General features: G+C 38.8%; 14 protein-coding genes, 1 tRNA gene, 2 rRNA genes, 1 other RNA gene and 1 other annotated feature (2 of these 19 running past the window's edge). Of the genes, 14 read left to right on the top strand and 4 right to left on the bottom strand.

Annotated features, from left to right (window positions below):
• Positions 1–1,390, top strand: a 23S ribosomal RNA gene (locus LMD38_RS26225) (it extends 1,533 nt beyond the left edge of the window).
• A 49-nt stretch (positions 1,391–1,439) separates the two neighbouring features.
• Positions 1,440–1,555: ribosomal RNA gene (rrf, locus tag LMD38_RS26220) — 5S ribosomal RNA — on the top strand.
• A gap of 35 nt (positions 1,556–1,590) precedes the next feature.
• On the opposite strand, the gene LMD38_RS26215 is transcribed toward rrf, so the two are convergent.
• Complete coding sequence (locus LMD38_RS26215; RefSeq protein ID WP_061182604.1) at positions 1,591–2,592, bottom strand: YaaC family protein; 1,002 nt, start codon at positions 2,590–2,592, stop codon at positions 1,591–1,593.
• Between the two features lie 115 nt (positions 2,593–2,707).
• Here LMD38_RS26215 and guaB point away from each other — a divergent pair, with 115 nt between their 5' ends.
• The 7 genes from guaB to LMD38_RS26180 all read left to right on the top strand — a co-directional run bounded on the left by guaB (position 2,708) and on the right by LMD38_RS26180 (position 9,659).
• Positions 2,708–4,171, top strand: a complete 1,464-nt coding sequence (gene guaB, locus LMD38_RS26210) for an IMP dehydrogenase (RefSeq protein ID WP_000264079.1) — start codon at positions 2,708–2,710, stop codon at positions 4,169–4,171.
• 113 nt (positions 4,172–4,284) lie between these two features.
• A complete protein-coding gene (gene dacA / locus LMD38_RS26205; protein WP_141114923.1) occupies positions 4,285–5,592 on the top strand; it encodes a D-alanyl-D-alanine carboxypeptidase DacA in 1,308 nt (435 codons plus the stop codon).
• 161 nt (positions 5,593–5,753) lie between these two features.
• Positions 5,754–6,641 (top strand): pyridoxal 5'-phosphate synthase lyase subunit PdxS, encoded by an 888-nt coding sequence (gene pdxS, locus LMD38_RS26200; protein WP_000186156.1) that lies wholly within the window; start codon positions 5,754–5,756, stop codon positions 6,639–6,641.
• Between the two features lie 18 nt (positions 6,642–6,659).
• Positions 6,660–7,250, top strand: a complete 591-nt coding sequence (gene pdxT / locus LMD38_RS26195; protein WP_227585716.1) for a pyridoxal 5'-phosphate synthase glutaminase subunit PdxT — start codon at positions 6,660–6,662, stop codon at positions 7,248–7,250.
• A gap of 54 nt (positions 7,251–7,304) precedes the next feature.
• Positions 7,305–7,526: a binding site (T-box leader), on the top strand.
• A 51-nt stretch (positions 7,527–7,577) separates the two neighbouring features.
• Entirely contained in the window at positions 7,578–8,852 is a 1,275-nt protein-coding gene (gene serS / locus LMD38_RS26190; RefSeq protein WP_000884181.1) for a serine--tRNA ligase, read from the top strand.
• A 156-nt stretch (positions 8,853–9,008) separates the two neighbouring features.
• Positions 9,009–9,101 (top strand) — tRNA-Ser (locus tag LMD38_RS26185).
• Between the two features lie 165 nt (positions 9,102–9,266).
• Positions 9,267–9,659: a sigma factor-like helix-turn-helix DNA-binding protein gene (locus LMD38_RS26180; RefSeq protein WP_000364200.1), complete on the top strand. Its 393-nt coding sequence runs from the start codon at positions 9,267–9,269 to the stop codon at positions 9,657–9,659.
• A gap of 35 nt (positions 9,660–9,694) precedes the next feature.
• Here LMD38_RS26180 and LMD38_RS26175 read toward each other — a convergent pair whose 3' ends face one another.
• From LMD38_RS26175 to LMD38_RS26165, 3 genes are all read right to left on the bottom strand, one after another.
• A complete protein-coding gene (locus tag LMD38_RS26175) occupies positions 9,695–10,363 on the bottom strand; it encodes a deoxynucleoside kinase (protein ID WP_001053585.1) in 669 nt (222 codons plus the stop codon).
• 2 nt (positions 10,364–10,365) lie between these two features.
• The gene (locus tag LMD38_RS26170) at positions 10,366–11,001 is read right to left on the bottom strand and encodes a deoxynucleoside kinase (protein WP_000148224.1); all 636 of its coding nucleotides are present in this window, start codon (positions 10,999–11,001) and stop codon (positions 10,366–10,368) included.
• A 125-nt stretch (positions 11,002–11,126) separates the two neighbouring features.
• Positions 11,127–11,666, bottom strand: a complete 540-nt coding sequence (locus tag LMD38_RS26165) for a cysteine hydrolase family protein (RefSeq protein ID WP_061182603.1) — start codon at positions 11,664–11,666, stop codon at positions 11,127–11,129.
• A 107-nt stretch (positions 11,667–11,773) separates the two neighbouring features.
• On the opposite strand from LMD38_RS26165, the gene tadA reads away from it, so the two are divergent.
• The 5 genes from tadA to recR all read left to right on the top strand — a co-directional run.
• Complete coding sequence (gene tadA, locus LMD38_RS26160; RefSeq protein WP_000439013.1) at positions 11,774–12,274, top strand: tRNA adenosine(34) deaminase TadA; 501 nt, start codon at positions 11,774–11,776, stop codon at positions 12,272–12,274.
• Positions 12,275–12,353: 79 nt separating this feature from the next.
• Positions 12,354–12,618: signal recognition particle sRNA large type (gene ffs / locus LMD38_RS26155), an RNA gene on the top strand.
• A 132-nt stretch (positions 12,619–12,750) separates the two neighbouring features.
• Complete coding sequence (gene dnaX / locus LMD38_RS26150; protein WP_061182602.1) at positions 12,751–14,439, top strand: DNA polymerase III subunit gamma/tau; 1,689 nt, start codon at positions 12,751–12,753, stop codon at positions 14,437–14,439.
• Positions 14,440–14,464: 25 nt separating this feature from the next.
• Positions 14,465–14,791, top strand: a complete 327-nt coding sequence (locus tag LMD38_RS26145; RefSeq protein ID WP_001996460.1) for a YbaB/EbfC family nucleoid-associated protein — start codon at positions 14,465–14,467, stop codon at positions 14,789–14,791.
• 14 nt (positions 14,792–14,805) lie between these two features.
• On the top strand, positions 14,806–15,000 hold the beginning of the coding sequence (gene recR / locus LMD38_RS26140) for a recombination protein RecR (protein WP_000559169.1). Its footprint extends 402 nt past the window's final position; 195 of the gene's 597 nt are visible here — the first part of the coding sequence; its start codon is at positions 14,806–14,808; its stop codon lies off the right edge, out of view.

The raw sequence follows: 15,000 nt of genomic DNA, 5'->3' as shown, positions 1-15,000 counted from the left end.
GATAAGTAGGCAAATCCGCTTATCGTGAAGGCTGAGCTGTGATGGGGAAGCTCCTTATGGAGCGAAGTCTTTGATTCCCCGCTGCCAAGAAAAGCTTCTAGCGAGATAAAAGGTGCCTGTACCGCAAACCGACACAGGTAGGCGAGGAGAGAATCCTAAGGTGTGCGAGAGAACTCTGGTTAAGGAACTCGGCAAAATGACCCCGTAACTTCGGGAGAAGGGGTGCTTTCTTAACGGAAAGCCGCAGTGAATAGGCCCAAGCGACTGTTTAGCAAAAACACAGCTCTCTGCGAAGCCGTAAGGCGAAGTATAGGGGGTGACACCTGCCCGGTGCTGGAAGGTTAAGGAGAGGGGTTAGCGTAAGCGAAGCTCTGAACTGAAGCCCCAGTAAACGGCGGCCGTAACTATAACGGTCCTAAGGTAGCGAAATTCCTTGTCGGGTAAGTTCCGACCCGCACGAAAGGTGTAACGATTTGGGCACTGTCTCAACCAGAGACTCGGTGAAATTATAGTACCTGTGAAGATGCAGGTTACCCGCGACAGGACGGAAAGACCCCGTGGAGCTTTACTGTAGCCTGATATTGAATTTTGGTACAGTTTGTACAGGATAGGCGGGAGCCTTTGAAACCGGAGCGCTAGCTTCGGTGGAGGCGCTGGTGGGATACCGCCCTGACTGTATTGAAATTCTAACCTACGGGTCTTATCGACCCGGGAGACAGTGTCAGGTGGGCAGTTTGACTGGGGCGGTCGCCTCCTAAAGTGTAACGGAGGCGCCCAAAGGTTCCCTCAGAATGGTTGGAAATCATTCGTAGAGTGCAAAGGCATAAGGGAGCTTGACTGCGAGACCTACAAGTCGAGCAGGGACGAAAGTCGGGCTTAGTGATCCGGTGGTTCCGCATGGAAGGGCCATCGCTCAACGGATAAAAGCTACCCCGGGGATAACAGGCTTATCTCCCCCAAGAGTCCACATCGACGGGGAGGTTTGGCACCTCGATGTCGGCTCATCGCATCCTGGGGCTGTAGTCGGTCCCAAGGGTTGGGCTGTTCGCCCATTAAAGCGGTACGCGAGCTGGGTTCAGAACGTCGTGAGACAGTTCGGTCCCTATCCGTCGTGGGCGTAGGAAATTTGAGAGGAGCTGTCCTTAGTACGAGAGGACCGGGATGGACGCACCGCTGGTGTACCAGTTGTTCTGCCAAGGGCATAGCTGGGTAGCTATGTGCGGAAGGGATAAGTGCTGAAAGCATCTAAGCATGAAGCCCCCCTCAAGATGAGATTTCCCATAGCGTAAGCTAGTAAGATCCCTGAAAGATGATCAGGTTGATAGGTTCGAGGTGGAAGCATGGTGACATGTGGAGCTGACGAATACTAATAGATCGAGGACTTAACCATATAATATGTAGCAAATGTTATCTAGTTTTGAAGGAATATGCCTTCATAGTTTGGTGATGATGGCAGAGAGGTCACACCCGTTCCCATACCGAACACGGAAGTTAAGCTCTCTAGCGCCGATGGTAGTTGGGACCTTGTCCCTGTGAGAGTAGGACGTCGCCAAGCAAATAAAAACACAAGTCTTTTGACTTGTGTTTTTTTTATTTCCCATGAAATAGGTTCGGTTCTGCTAGTAAAAATTTCGAAATATAGTAAGGAATTTTTTGAGCAGAAATAGTAAGAAATTGATAAATAAATGGGTAATCTTCAGAGCCATAGCTTCCAAGTAAATCATACCACCAATCTGTTTCGTATCTAGAAATCATACTTAAATTGTAGAGCAATAAATAATGAACGAGAAGTTCAGGTAATACGGGTGTAGGATTTCTAGGATCAGTTGTGAGTGGTAAGTAATAAGTATCAGCGAGATATTCGTAATATAAAGGCGTACTATATATAGGATTCCACGATTGGATAGGAGCCGTAAAAAGTAAATTGGATACGCTCGTTTTCCCGGGGACATGTTGCACGGATAAGTGCTTACAAATTGATTCAATATAACGTGAAAATCTTTCTGAAGTCATATGAAGTCGATCTAGTATATTGACTGAAAAGGAAAGTTCATTTGCATTTGTTGAATTAATTTTATATAAAGTGGAACCTCGCTGACTATAGCGAAATAAGCTTTGTAATTCAGGAATATTCCCCATTAAATCCAACATGTTAAACTTCTCTGATTCTAAGTGTTTCATGTGAAACAGTTGTTCTGCAACATGAGTAAATAGTCCATTTTTTTGTACCTTTACCTCATCTTCTAAAAATTGATATCCCTGTTTTTTCCGCTTACGAGTCGTAACGCCATGAGCTAAAACAGTAGTGGATTCAGGATAGTTTGGATCAATAGTTAATAAGCATGCTTTAAAAAGTTGGCTCATTCCATAAAACAATAACATTGGTTGAATCGAAAAGGGAGCTACCTTATATAATTCGTAATAATTTTTCCCGTGTTCTAAATAATAAATAAAAGGATAACAATTTTCGAAACTTTTTTTTTCGGCATTTTGTATCGAGGATTTTTCATAACAACGGGCAAGATAACGTTGTACATTTTGAGATGAAAAGAAGAAACTTAGTTGCTGCCAAGTACAATGTGTTTGATGCATATATTACGCTCCTTTTATTGTCTAAAAATTCTAACATATATATACGTCCTTGACAGTATTTTAACCAATTGATAAGCTACTAATAATAATTTCTGGTATCATGGGGGGAACAATTATGTGGGAATCTAAATTTGTTAAAGAAGGTTTGACTTTTGATGACGTATTACTTGTACCAGCAAAGTCAGATGTACTACCAAGAGAAGTAAGTGTTAAAACAGTTTTATCTGAAAGCTTACAGTTAAACATCCCGTTAATTAGTGCAGGAATGGATACAGTAACAGAAGCGGATATGGCTATTGCAATGGCTCGTCAAGGCGGTTTAGGGATTATTCATAAAAATATGTCTATTGAACAACAAGCCGAGCAGGTTGATAAAGTAAAACGTTCTGAAAGTGGTGTTATTTCAGATCCTTTCTTTTTAACTCCAGAACATCAAGTGTATGATGCAGAGCACCTTATGGGGAAATATCGTATCTCAGGTGTACCGGTTGTAAATAATTTAGACGAGCGAAAATTAGTTGGTATTATTACAAACCGTGATATGCGTTTTATCCAAGACTACTCAATCAAAATTTCCGACGTAATGACAAAAGAACAGCTAATTACAGCTCCAGTTGGTACAACGCTAGATGAGGCTGAAAAGATCCTACAAAAGTATAAAATTGAAAAACTCCCTCTTGTTGATAACAACGGTGTATTACAAGGGCTTATTACAATAAAAGATATTGAAAAAGTAATTGAATTCCCGAATTCTGCGAAGGATAAGCAAGGGCGCTTATTAGTTGGAGCAGCAGTTGGTGTAACGGCTGATGCTATGACTCGCATTGACGCATTAGTAAAAGCTAGCGTAGATGCAATCGTACTTGATACAGCTCATGGACATTCTCAAGGCGTTATTGATAAAGTAAAAGAAGTTCGTGCAAAGTATCCATCATTAAATATTATCGCTGGAAATGTTGCTACTGCTGAAGCAACAAGAGCATTAATTGAAGCAGGTGCAAACGTAGTTAAAGTTGGTATTGGACCAGGCTCTATCTGTACAACACGTGTTGTAGCTGGGGTTGGTGTACCACAATTAACAGCGGTTTATGATTGTGCAACAGAAGCTCGTAAACACGGTATCCCAGTTATCGCTGACGGTGGTATTAAGTACTCTGGTGATATGGTTAAAGCTTTAGCAGCAGGAGCACATGTTGTTATGCTAGGTAGTATGTTTGCTGGTGTTGCTGAAAGTCCTGGTGAAACTGAAATTTATCAAGGTCGCCAATTTAAAGTATATCGTGGTATGGGTTCTGTCGGAGCGATGGAAAAAGGAAGTAAAGATCGTTATTTCCAAGAAGGAAATAAAAAACTTGTTCCAGAAGGTATTGAAGGACGAGTACCATATAAAGGACCTTTAGCAGATACGGTTCATCAATTAGTTGGTGGATTACGCGCAGGTATGGGATATTGCGGAGCACAAGATTTAGAATTCTTACGTGAGAATGCACAATTTGTTCGTATGTCAGGTGCTGGTTTACTTGAAAGTCATCCTCATCATGTACAAATTACAAAAGAGGCTCCAAACTACTCATTATAATGTCTTATATATAAATAGACGGAGATTTTATATCTCTGTCTATTTTTTTTTGATTATGTTAGAATAACGGTTATGTGAGTACATAGATATTGGGGGTAGCAAAAGTGAAAGGTATGTTTTGCAAAAGATTCATTGCACTAGTAACAATGTTTACACTAGCTTGTAGTATGTTGTTACCATATAGCAATGCATCAGCTGAAACAGGAGCTGCTTTAAATATTGAAGCAGGTGCGGCAATTTTAGTTGAAGCGAATTCTGGAAAAATTTTATATCAAAAGAATGCAGATGAATTATTATCCATTGCTAGTATGACGAAGATGATGAGTGAGTATTTAGTTCACGAAGCAGTAGATAAAGGAAAGCTTAAGTGGGATCAGAAAATTAAGGTTTCTGAATATGCGTATAAAGTTTCGCAGGATGCTTCATTATCAAATGTGGCATTAGAAAATGGTGGCTCTTATACAGTAAAAGAGTTATACGAGGCAATGGCAATCTTCTCTGCAAATGGTGCAACGATTGCATTAGCAGAAGCAATTGCAGGTAAAGAAGTAGATTTCGTAAAAATGATGAATGATAAATCGAAAGAACTAGGGTTGAAAAATTATAAATTTGTCAATTCTACAGGTTTAACGAATAAAGATTTAAAGGGAATGCATCCAGAAGGAACAACAGCGGATGAAGAAAATAAAATGTCTGCAAAGGATGTTGCAACTTTAGCACAACATTTAATTAAAGATTATCCAAAAGTGTTAGATACAGCAAAAATCCCGAAAAAAGAATTCCGTCCAGAAAAAGAGAAGTTTGCAATGTCGAACTGGAACTGGATGTTAAAGGGCTTAGTTAAAGAATATGATGGCGTAGATGGCCTAAAAACAGGCTCAACTCCAGAAGCGGGAGATTGCTTCACTGGTACGGTTGAAAGAAACGGTATGCGTTTTATTTCTGTAGTGATTAAAACAAGTTCTCATACAGCACGTTTTGATGAAACAAAGAAGCTATATGATTATGGATTTGCTAACTTTGAAATGAAACAAATGTATAAAAAAGGTTCTTCAGTAAAAGGACAAGAAACAGTACGAGTAGAAAATGCGAAAGACAAAGATGTAGCAGTTCAAACGAAACAAGCCATTTCACTTCCAGTACCAAAAGGAAGTAAAGATGTTTATAAAACAGAATTAAAAGAATCGAGTAAGGGACAAGAGGCACCTATTAAAAAGGGAACTGCGCTTGGTCAAATGGTAATTACGCCAAAAGATACAAACGATCCTGGATTTTTAACTGGTAAGTCATTGCAAGTGGATCTTGTAACAACAGCTGAAGTAGAAGAAGCAAACTGGTTTACTCGTGCTATGCGCGGAATTGGTTCTTTCTTTAGTGGTATATGGAATAGTGCTGTTGATACAGTAAAAGGTTGGTTTTAAAAGCTCCTCATTGTAGGGGCTTTTTCTTATTCCTATTTTTCATACCGACTTTATGAAAAAGTAGTAGACAAGCATCTGATAGTTAGTGGTAGAATGTAAGAGTATTCTTAATTTTCGCCTTTAACGGGGAAAAGCAATTCACCTAGGGGGGTTTTTGTAACATGACAAACGTAACAGGGACAGAACGTGTAAAACGTGGAATGGCAGAAATGCAAAAAGGCGGCGTTATTATGGACGTAATTAACGCTGAACAAGCAAAAATTGCAGAAGAGGCAGGCGCAGTTGCCGTTATGGCATTAGAGCGTGTACCAGCAGATATTCGTGCAGCGGGTGGCGTTTCTCGTATGGCAGACCCAACAATCGTTGAAGAAGTTATGGGTGCTGTGTCAATTCCGGTTATGGCAAAATGCCGTATCGGTCACCTTGTAGAAGCGCGTGTATTAGAATCATTAGGGGTAGACTATATCGATGAGAGTGAAGTATTAACTCCTGCCGATGAAGTATACCATTTAAATAAACGTGATTACACAGTTCCATTTGTATGTGGTTGCCGTGATATCGGAGAAGCTGCACGTCGTATTGCAGAAGGTGCATCTATGCTTCGTACAAAAGGTGAACCAGGAACAGGAAACATTGTAGAGGCAGTGCGTCATATGCGTCAAGTCAATGCAGAAATCCGTCAAGTTGCAAGTCTACGTGAAGATGAGTTAATGACATATGCAAAAAATACTGGTGCTCCTTATGAAGTACTACTTGAAATTAAACGCCTTGGTCGTTTGCCGGTTGTAAACTTTGCAGCAGGTGGTGTAGCAACACCAGCAGATGCAGCATTAATGATGCAACTTGGTGCGGATGGTGTATTTGTTGGATCTGGTATCTTTAAATCAGAGAATCCAGCGAAATTTGCACGTGCAATCGTTGAAGCGACAACTCATTATGAGGATTACGAGTTAATTGCAAGCCTTTCTAAAGGATTAGGTAATGCGATGAAAGGTATCGAAATTTCAACGTTACTACCAGAGCAACGCATGCAAGAGCGTGGATGGTAATTGAAGGAGAACTTTAAAATGGTGAAAATCGGTGTACTAGGTCTTCAAGGTGCAGTTCGTGAACATGTAAAATCAGTTGAAGCAAGTGGTGCAGAAGCTGTTGTTGTAAAGCGTATAGAACAACTTGAAGAGATTGATGGTCTTATTTTACCAGGCGGTGAAAGCACAACTATGCGCCGTCTTATTGATAAGTATGTTTTCATGGAACCACTTCGTACATTTGCGAAGTCTGGTAAACCAATGTTTGGTACATGTGCAGGAATGATTCTTCTTGCAAAAACACTTATTGGCTATGACGAAGCACATATTGGTGCTATGGATATTACAGTTGAGCGCAATGCGTTTGGACGTCAAAAAGATAGCTTTGAAGCTGCACTTTCTATTAAAGGTGTGGGAGAAGATTTTGTTGGCGTATTTATTCGTGCCCCGTATGTTGTAAATGTAGCGGATAATGTTGAGGTACTTTCTACACATGGTGATCGAATGGTAGCGGTAAGGCAAGGGCCGTTTTTAGCTGCTTCTTTCCATCCGGAATTAACGGATGATCATCGTGTAACAGCATACTTTGTAGAAATGGTAAAAGAAGCGAAAATGAAAAAAGTTGTATAAGTAACTTGCAACTTGTATAAGATTATAGTAAATTGATGGTAACAATTTTATAAAATAAGCGTGTTGATAGGAAATAGTAACAAATGTCGTTTCTTATAGAGAGTCGATGGTTGGTGGAAATCGATAGAAACAGTTTGTGAATCCATCCTGGAATGGAATGTGGAATATCTTTATGATTAGTAAACATTCCCGGTGAAGAGCCGTTATTTCTACTTGAGAGGAAAGCGGTAATGCTTTCAACTAGGGTGGCAACGCGGGTTAACTCCCGTCCCTTTATATAGGGACGGGAGTTTTTTGTGTTTTATAAAATAAAAGGAGGAGTATATAATGCTTGATATTAAATTTTTACGTACAAATTTTGAAGAAGTAAAAGCTAAGTTACAGCATAGAGGCGAAGATTTAACTGATTTTGGTCGCTTTGAAGAATTAGATACGAGAAGAAGAGAACTACTTGTTCAAACAGAGGAACTAAAAAGTAAACGTAACGAAGTATCTCAACAAATCTCTGTATTGAAGCGCGAAAAGAAAGATGCAGAAGCTCTAATTTTAGAAATGCGTGAAGTTGGAGAAAAAGTAAAAGATCTTGATAACGAACTTCGTACAGTTGAAGAAGATCTAGAAAGATTGATGCTATCTATTCCAAATATTCCTCACGAATCTGCTCCAGTTGGTGAAACAGAGGATGATAATGTAGTAGCCCGCACTTGGGGAGAAGTGAAGGAATTTGCTTTTGAACCAAAACCACATTGGGATCTTGCTACAGATTTAGGAATTCTAGATTTTGAACGTGCTGGAAAAGTAACAGGAAGCCGCTTCGTATTCTACAAAGGTGCTGGCGCAAGATTAGAGCGTGCTTTAATTAGCTTTATGCTGGATCTTCATACTGATGAGCATGGATATGAAGAAGTATTACCTCCGTATATGGTAAACCGTGCAAGCATGACAGGGACAGGACAACTTCCGAAGTTTGAAGAAGATGCATTCCGTATTGAAAGTGAAGACTACTTCTTAATTCCAACAGCTGAAGTACCTGTAACAAATATGCACCGTGATGAGATCTTAAATAAAGAACAATTGCCTATAAGATATGCTGCATTTAGCTCTTGTTTCCGTTCTGAAGCAGGTTCAGCTGGCCGTGATACACGTGGTTTAATTCGTCAGCACCAGTTCAATAAAGTAGAGCTTGTGAAGTTTGTAAAACCAGAAGATTCTTATGAAGAGTTAGAAAAACTAACAAATGATGCAGAACGCGTGTTACAATTATTAGAGTTGCCATATCGCGTTATGAGCATGTGCACAGGCGATTTAGGATTTACGGCAGCGAAGAAATACGATATTGAAGTATGGATTCCAAGCTATGGCACATATCGTGAAATCTCTTCTTGTAGTAATTTCGAGGCTTTCCAAGCGAGACGTGCAAATATCCGTTTCCGTCGTGAGCCAAACGGCAAACCAGAACATGTTCATACATTAAATGGATCTGGTCTTGCAATTGGACGTACGGTGGCAGCTATTTTAGAGAACTACCAACAAGAAGATGGTACAATTATAATTCCAGAAGTTCTTCGCCCTTATATGGGAGGAAAAACAGTTATTAAGTAAATTTATAAACATTCATCGGTATGAGTGATTGGTAATTATGAGCGTTGTCAGTACTATAATATAGGAGAGGAAAAGTAAAATTTTCCTTTCCTCATAATTTATTTTAGTAGGGTTGACTAACTGTTTTTCTTTTGATATTATATTTGATGTCAATATGGAGGTATACCCAAGTCTGGCTGAAGGGATCGGTCTTGAAAACCGACAGGCGGCGAGAGTCGCGCGGGGGTTCGAATCCCTCTACCTCCTCCAGATATAATTGACAACAGCGCATATAAGTGGAGATTGGAGAACTCGTTACCACACGTAACGAGTTTTTATTTTAAAACCAATCATAAAGTATGGTGTAAGGCGATTTTGTCCTTATTACACACTCATATTCCGATGATTATCTTCATAGATATGAAAGGAGTCAACATGGATCTTATTATACAAACGTTTCCTTTAGATGGAAAAACTTTATATTATGTACAATGTCCTGTCTGTAAGAACAATAGAATTTTAAACAGTGGTGCAAATGTATCACGCATTATTAGCGATGATACATTCCGTAAACTTTGTGGTTGCACTTGTGATGTAAAGCAAACTGCAACAAAAGTAGAGGCACCAAAAAAAGTTAAAAAAGAAGCTGTAAAGAAAGAAGCAGCTCCAAAACGTACAGGTAAAGTATTAACAGCAGTAATTAACGGGAAAGAAATGACTGTTAAAGAGATTGCTGAGGCGTACGATATTAGTACAAGTACTGTTCGTCAGCGCATTAACGCTGGAAAACCTGAGAGTGAAATTATTGCTCCAACAAAGAAAAAGTAATTTAATAGAAAAACCCGTGCATATGCACGGGTTTTTTATTTTACAAGTTTACGTGTTTGTTTTAAAAAATGACCGATTTTTTTTATGATTGGTTCAATGGAATCGCCATCTTTTAAAATATCGTATTCATTAATGTTTAATCGTAAAACAGGGCATGAATTAAAGTTGTTAATCCAGTTTTCATAACGCCCATGCATCTCTTTCCAATACTCGATTGGTGTTTGCTGTTCCATCGGACGTCCACGTTCTTGGATACGATCAACGATATCATCGAAAGAACCTTCTAAGTAAATTAATAAATCTGGATGTGGGAAGTAAGGAGTCATGACCATAGCGTCAAATAAACCTTTATATGTTTCATAATCGGTTTCCGTCATTGTACCTTTTTCGTGATGCATTTTTGCAAAAATGCCAGTGTCTTCATAGATAGAGCGATCTTGAACAAAACCGCCACCGTATTCAAAAATTCTTTTTTGTTCTTTAAATCGTTCTGCTAAAAAATACACTTGTAAGTGAAAGCTCCAGCGTGTGAAATCAGCATAGAACTTGTCCAAATACGGATTAGAATCTACCTTTTCAAATGATGTGCGATACCCTAAAGCGTTAGCCAATGCAGTTGTCATAGTGGATTTACCGACACCTACTGTTCCAGCGATAGTGATTACTGCGTCATTTGGTATATCATATTTTTGCCTTAAATTCATTATTATTTCGACTCCTTTAAGAGAGTATTTTGAAGGGCAGATAGGATGACGTTTAAATCATCAGGATTTTTTACAAAATCCATATCGTCTCCGTTAAATTTCAATACTGGGATATCTGGATGGTCCTTTTTAAAAGCATCCATTGCTGTTTCGTAATCTTTTGTGAGCTGTAGTAAGTAATTTGGATCCATATTTTTTTCGAATTCTCTTCCGCGCATTGCGATTCGCTTTTGTAATGTTTCTAAGCTAGCTGTTAAATAAACGATAACGTTTGGAACTGGCATATCTTGTGTAAGAATACGATAGATTTGCATGTACTTGTCATATTGAGAATCTTTCAATGTACGGGATGCAAAAATTACATTTTTGAATATATGATAATCCGCTACTACTGGCTTCCTTTGATTCAAATACTTTATGTTAATATCTTCTAATTGTTTGTATCTATTACAAAGAAAGAACATCTCTGTTTGAAAACTCCATTCGTCGATGTCTTCATAGAACTTTCCTAAAAAGGGATTTTCATCAACAATCTCTTTCAGTAAGTGGAGTTGCATGTGAGTTGAAATTTCCTTCGCAAGTGAAGTTTTTCCAACACCAATTGGTCCTTCAACCGTGATAAATGGTACTCCGGTCACGCTGTTTCCTCCTTTCAATCAGTGATTTACCGTGACTACTAAAAACACAAAACAGAATTATTGTAGCACAAGAGGGAAGCGAGCGGGTTAATTTGATATAAAAAGTTGGAAAATAGATATATGTATTAATCAAATTTTATTTGAAACGACGGTACTATATTTGCTTTTAATGTGGTTTCCATTATTTTTAAAGCATGCAGGTTATCCTGATCATCATTAGAGGCAATACAGTCCTGTGGTATATACAATGTATAATTCCTCATATGAGCATCGTTAGCTGTAAAGAGGATACATATATTCCCGGCGACACCTGTTAATATTAGATTTTCTATTTTTAAATAGCCTAATAAAGAATTTAAAGGTGTTTCATAAAAAGCAGAGTAATGTGGTTTAATAAAAATGTAATCATCAGCATTTGGAGCGATCTTATGAATGATATTTTCACTATACTCATTTGTACAATGAGTAATCAATTGGTCAATATCAGATCTCCAAAGTTGATAATGGTCATTAATATAAATGATGGGACAACCGAAGGATTTCATTGTCTTCTTTAATTGTAAAATAGGAGTGGTTATAATTTCGCATTTTTTGGCTAGGATAGGCCCGTGTGAAAATTGAAAGTCATTAATCATATCGATAATGAGTAAGGCAGTATTCTTCATATGTAATCCCCTCTCTTTTTTCTTAGGGTGGATTGAATTTGTAAAAGTTATCCCATGTGTAGTAAATGGAAATAAGTGTACTTTATTTGTAATGAAAGGACTATGTTATGGAACGTGATCAAGATATTTATTTTATGCAGTTAGCAATAGAAGAGGCTAAAAAAGCAGAGGCAATACAAGAAGTACCGATTGGTGCAGTTATAGTATTAAATGGTGAAGTAATTAGTGTTGCTCATAATTTAAGGGAGACTGAGCAAAGATCAATAGCTCACGCTGAGTTGTTAGCTATTGATGAGGCATGCAAAAAATTAGGGACATGGCGTTTAGAAGATGCGACGTTATATGTAACATTAGAGCCTTGTCCGATGTGTGCGGGTGGAATTGTTTTATCACGAGTAAAGCGAGTTGTATATGGTGCGAGTGATCCGAAAGGTGGATGTGCAGGGACATTGATGAATCTGTTAACGGATGAACGCTTTAATCATCAATGTGAAGTAGTGGCTGGTGTATTAGAAGAAGAGTGCGGTACGCTATTAACGAACTTTTTTAGAGCGCTTCGTAAAAAAAGAAAAGCGATTAAGAAATTAGAGAAAAGTAAAGAGAATTAACGTATTTGCATTTTATAAAAAAACAAGTTATACTGATAGTGCCTTTAATGAAGGCAACCGAATATTGGTTTTAACTTTGCCGTGCTAAGCGGGGAGGTAGCGGTGCCCTATACTCGCAATCCGCTCTAGCGAGGCCGAATCCCTTCTCGAGGTTATGTTGCTGTAAGGTCTGCCTTAAGTAAGTGGTGTTGACGTTTGGGTCCTGCGCAACGGGACCCCGTGAACCTTGTCAGGTCCGGAAGGAAGCAGCAATAAGCGGGTCTTCTCGTGTGCCGCAGGAGTGCCTGAACCGAGCTAACTGCTTAAGTAACGCTTATGGTACGTAATCGACAGAAGGTGCACGGCAGTTATATATGTATACAAAACTCACCTTAATACTAAGGTGGGTTTTTTGTATAGAAAATAACTTTTGGAATCTATAAACAGAATGGGTTATAATAAATGAGATAATAACCTTTGAGGGAGGCCGTATTTTCGTGTCATACCAAGCGTTATACCGAACATGGAGACCGCAAAAGTTTGAAGATGTAGTCGGTCAAAAGCACGTGACAAAAACGTTGCAAAATGCCCTTCTTCAAGAGAAAGTTTCACATGCTTATTTATTTTCTGGGCCGAGGGGAACAGGAAAAACGACAATTGCAAAAGTGTTTGCAAAAGCAATTAACTGTGAACATGCTCCGGTAGCTGAACCTTGTAATGAATGTCCTTCTTGTTTGGGGATTACACAAGGATCTATTTCAGATGTATTAGAAATTGATGCGGCTTCAAATAACGGTGTAGATGAAATTCGAGATATTAGAGATAAAGTAAAATATGCTCCAAGTGCTGTAGAATATAAAGTATACATTATTGATGAAGTTCACATGCTTTCCATGGGTGCCTTCAATGCGCTTTTAAAAACGTTAGAAGAGCCGCCAGGACATGTTATCTTTATTTTAGCGACAACGGAACCGCATAAGATACCGCCTACAATTATTTCGCGTTGCCAACGTTTCGAATTTCGAAAGATATCAGTAAATGATATTGTTGAGAGATTATCGACAGTTGTGAACAATGAAGGTACGCAAGTAGAAGATGAGGCATTACAAATTGTTGCACGTGCCGCTGAAGGTGGTATGCGTGATGCGCTCAGTCTTATTGATCAGGCAATATCTTATAGTGATGAGACCGTTACGACAGAAGATGTATTAGCTGTAACAGGGTCTGTTTCTCAGCAATACTTAGGCAACTTAGTAGAATGTATACGTGAAAATGATGTATCAAGAGCATTACGTATCATAGATGAGATGATGGGTAAAGGGAAAGATCCAGTTCGCTTTATGGAAGATTTCATTTACTATTATCGTGATATGCTTTTATATCAAACTTCACCACAATTGGAACATATGTTGGAACGAGTAATGGTAGATGAGCAATTCCGGACGTTAAGTGAAGAAATGCAACCGGAAGTAATCTATGAGATCATTCATACTCTTAGTAAAGCACAACAGGAAATGAAGTGGACAAATCATCCGCGAATTTTCTTAGAAGTTGTTATGGTACAACTGTGTCAACAGTTTATGATGCAAGCAAATGGTGCAGATCGTTTACAAGCAATTATGAACAGGATGCAGCAATTGGAGAAAGAGTTAGAACAAGTCAAAAAGAATGGTGTGCCGGCCGGTGTGCAGCAGGAAGTCAGAGAGACGCGTGCAGCACCAAAGCCAGTACGGACAGGGAGTATGAAGATACCTGTCGGACGCGTAAATGAAGTATTAAAGCAAGCGAAGCGTCAAGATTTAGAACAATTAAAAGCTGTATGGGGAGAGTTGTTAGGAAGACTCAAAGCATACAACAAAGTAGCGTTTGCTGTTTTGTTAGAAAATAGCGAACCGGTAGCGGCTTCAGATGATACTTACGTTTTAGCGTTCCGATATGAGATTCACTGTAAAATGGCAAGCGAAAATCGAGAGGCTATGGATACAGTGGAACAAACTTTATTTGAATTGCTAAGTAAAAGATTAAATATGATTGCCATTCCAAAAAGTGAATGGGGTAAAATCCGTGAAGATTTTTTACAGCGTGAAGGTGGAAGTTCTGAAGAAAGCCCAGAGAAAAAAGAAGATCCTCTTATAGAAGAGGCTGTAAAATTAGTAGGGCAAGAACTCATTGAAATAAAAGAGTAATAATAATTAGGAGGAATTAATTATGATGCGTGGCGGAATGGGAAATATGAATAACATGATGAAACAAATGCAAAAGATGCAAAAGGAAATGGCAAAGGCGCAAGAAGAACTTGGCGAAAAAACAGTTGAAGGTACAGCTGGCGGCGGTATGATCACAGTTATTGCAAATGGTCATAAGCAAATTCTTGAAGTAAAAGTGAAAGAAGAAGTTGTAGATCCAGAAGATATCGAAATGTTACAAGACTTAGTGTTAGCTGCAACAAACGATGCACTTAAAAAAGCTGATGAACTTTCAAACTCTACAATGGGTAAATTTACAAAAGGCTTAAACTTACCGGGTGGAATGTTCTAGGAGGATATTGATATATGCATTATCCAGAACCAATATCAAAACTAATTGATAGTTTTATGAAATTGCCAGGAATCGGACCGAAAACAGCGGTTCGATTGGCGTTTTTCGTATTAGATATGAAAGAAGATGATGTGTTAGGTTTTGCAAAAGCACTTGTAAATGCGAAGCGAGACTTAGCATATTGTTCTGTATGCGGGCATATTACTGAC

The sequence above is a fragment of the Bacillus pacificus genome (assembly GCF_020861345.1).
GTDB lineage: Bacteria > Bacillota > Bacilli > Bacillales > Bacillaceae_G > Bacillus_A > Bacillus_A pacificus.
The sequence above is the reverse complement of the archived record's forward strand: the minus strand, read 5'-3'. Positions and strand labels throughout refer to the sequence as shown.

Bases quoted from the DNA above. Each gene is read 5' to 3' on its own strand.
- tadA (WP_000439013.1), top strand. From the start codon at position 11,774: ATGGAACGTGATCAAGATATTTATTTTATGCAGTTAGCAATAGAAGAG.
- dacA (WP_141114923.1), top strand. From the start codon at position 4,285: ATGTTTTGCAAAAGATTCATTGCACTAGTAACAATGTTTACACTAGCT.
- guaB (WP_000264079.1), top strand. From the start codon at position 2,708: ATGTGGGAATCTAAATTTGTTAAAGAAGGTTTGACTTTTGATGACGTA.
- LMD38_RS26145 (WP_001996460.1), top strand. From the start codon at position 14,465: ATGCGTGGCGGAATGGGAAATATGAATAACATGATGAAACAAATGCAA.
- LMD38_RS26215 (WP_061182604.1), bottom strand. From the start codon at position 2,592: ATGCATCAAACACATTGTACTTGGCAGCAACTAAGTTTCTTCTTTTCA.
- pdxS (WP_000186156.1), top strand. From the start codon at position 5,754: ATGACAAACGTAACAGGGACAGAACGTGTAAAACGTGGAATGGCAGAA.
- serS (WP_000884181.1), top strand. From the start codon at position 7,578: ATGCTTGATATTAAATTTTTACGTACAAATTTTGAAGAAGTAAAAGCT.
- LMD38_RS26165 (WP_061182603.1), bottom strand. From the start codon at position 11,666: ATGAAGAATACTGCCTTACTCATTATCGATATGATTAATGACTTTCAA.
- LMD38_RS26180 (WP_000364200.1), top strand. From the start codon at position 9,267: ATGGATCTTATTATACAAACGTTTCCTTTAGATGGAAAAACTTTATAT.
- pdxT (WP_227585716.1), top strand. From the start codon at position 6,660: ATGGTGAAAATCGGTGTACTAGGTCTTCAAGGTGCAGTTCGTGAACAT.
- LMD38_RS26175 (WP_001053585.1), bottom strand. From the start codon at position 10,363: ATGAATTTAAGGCAAAAATATGATATACCAAATGACGCAGTAATCACT.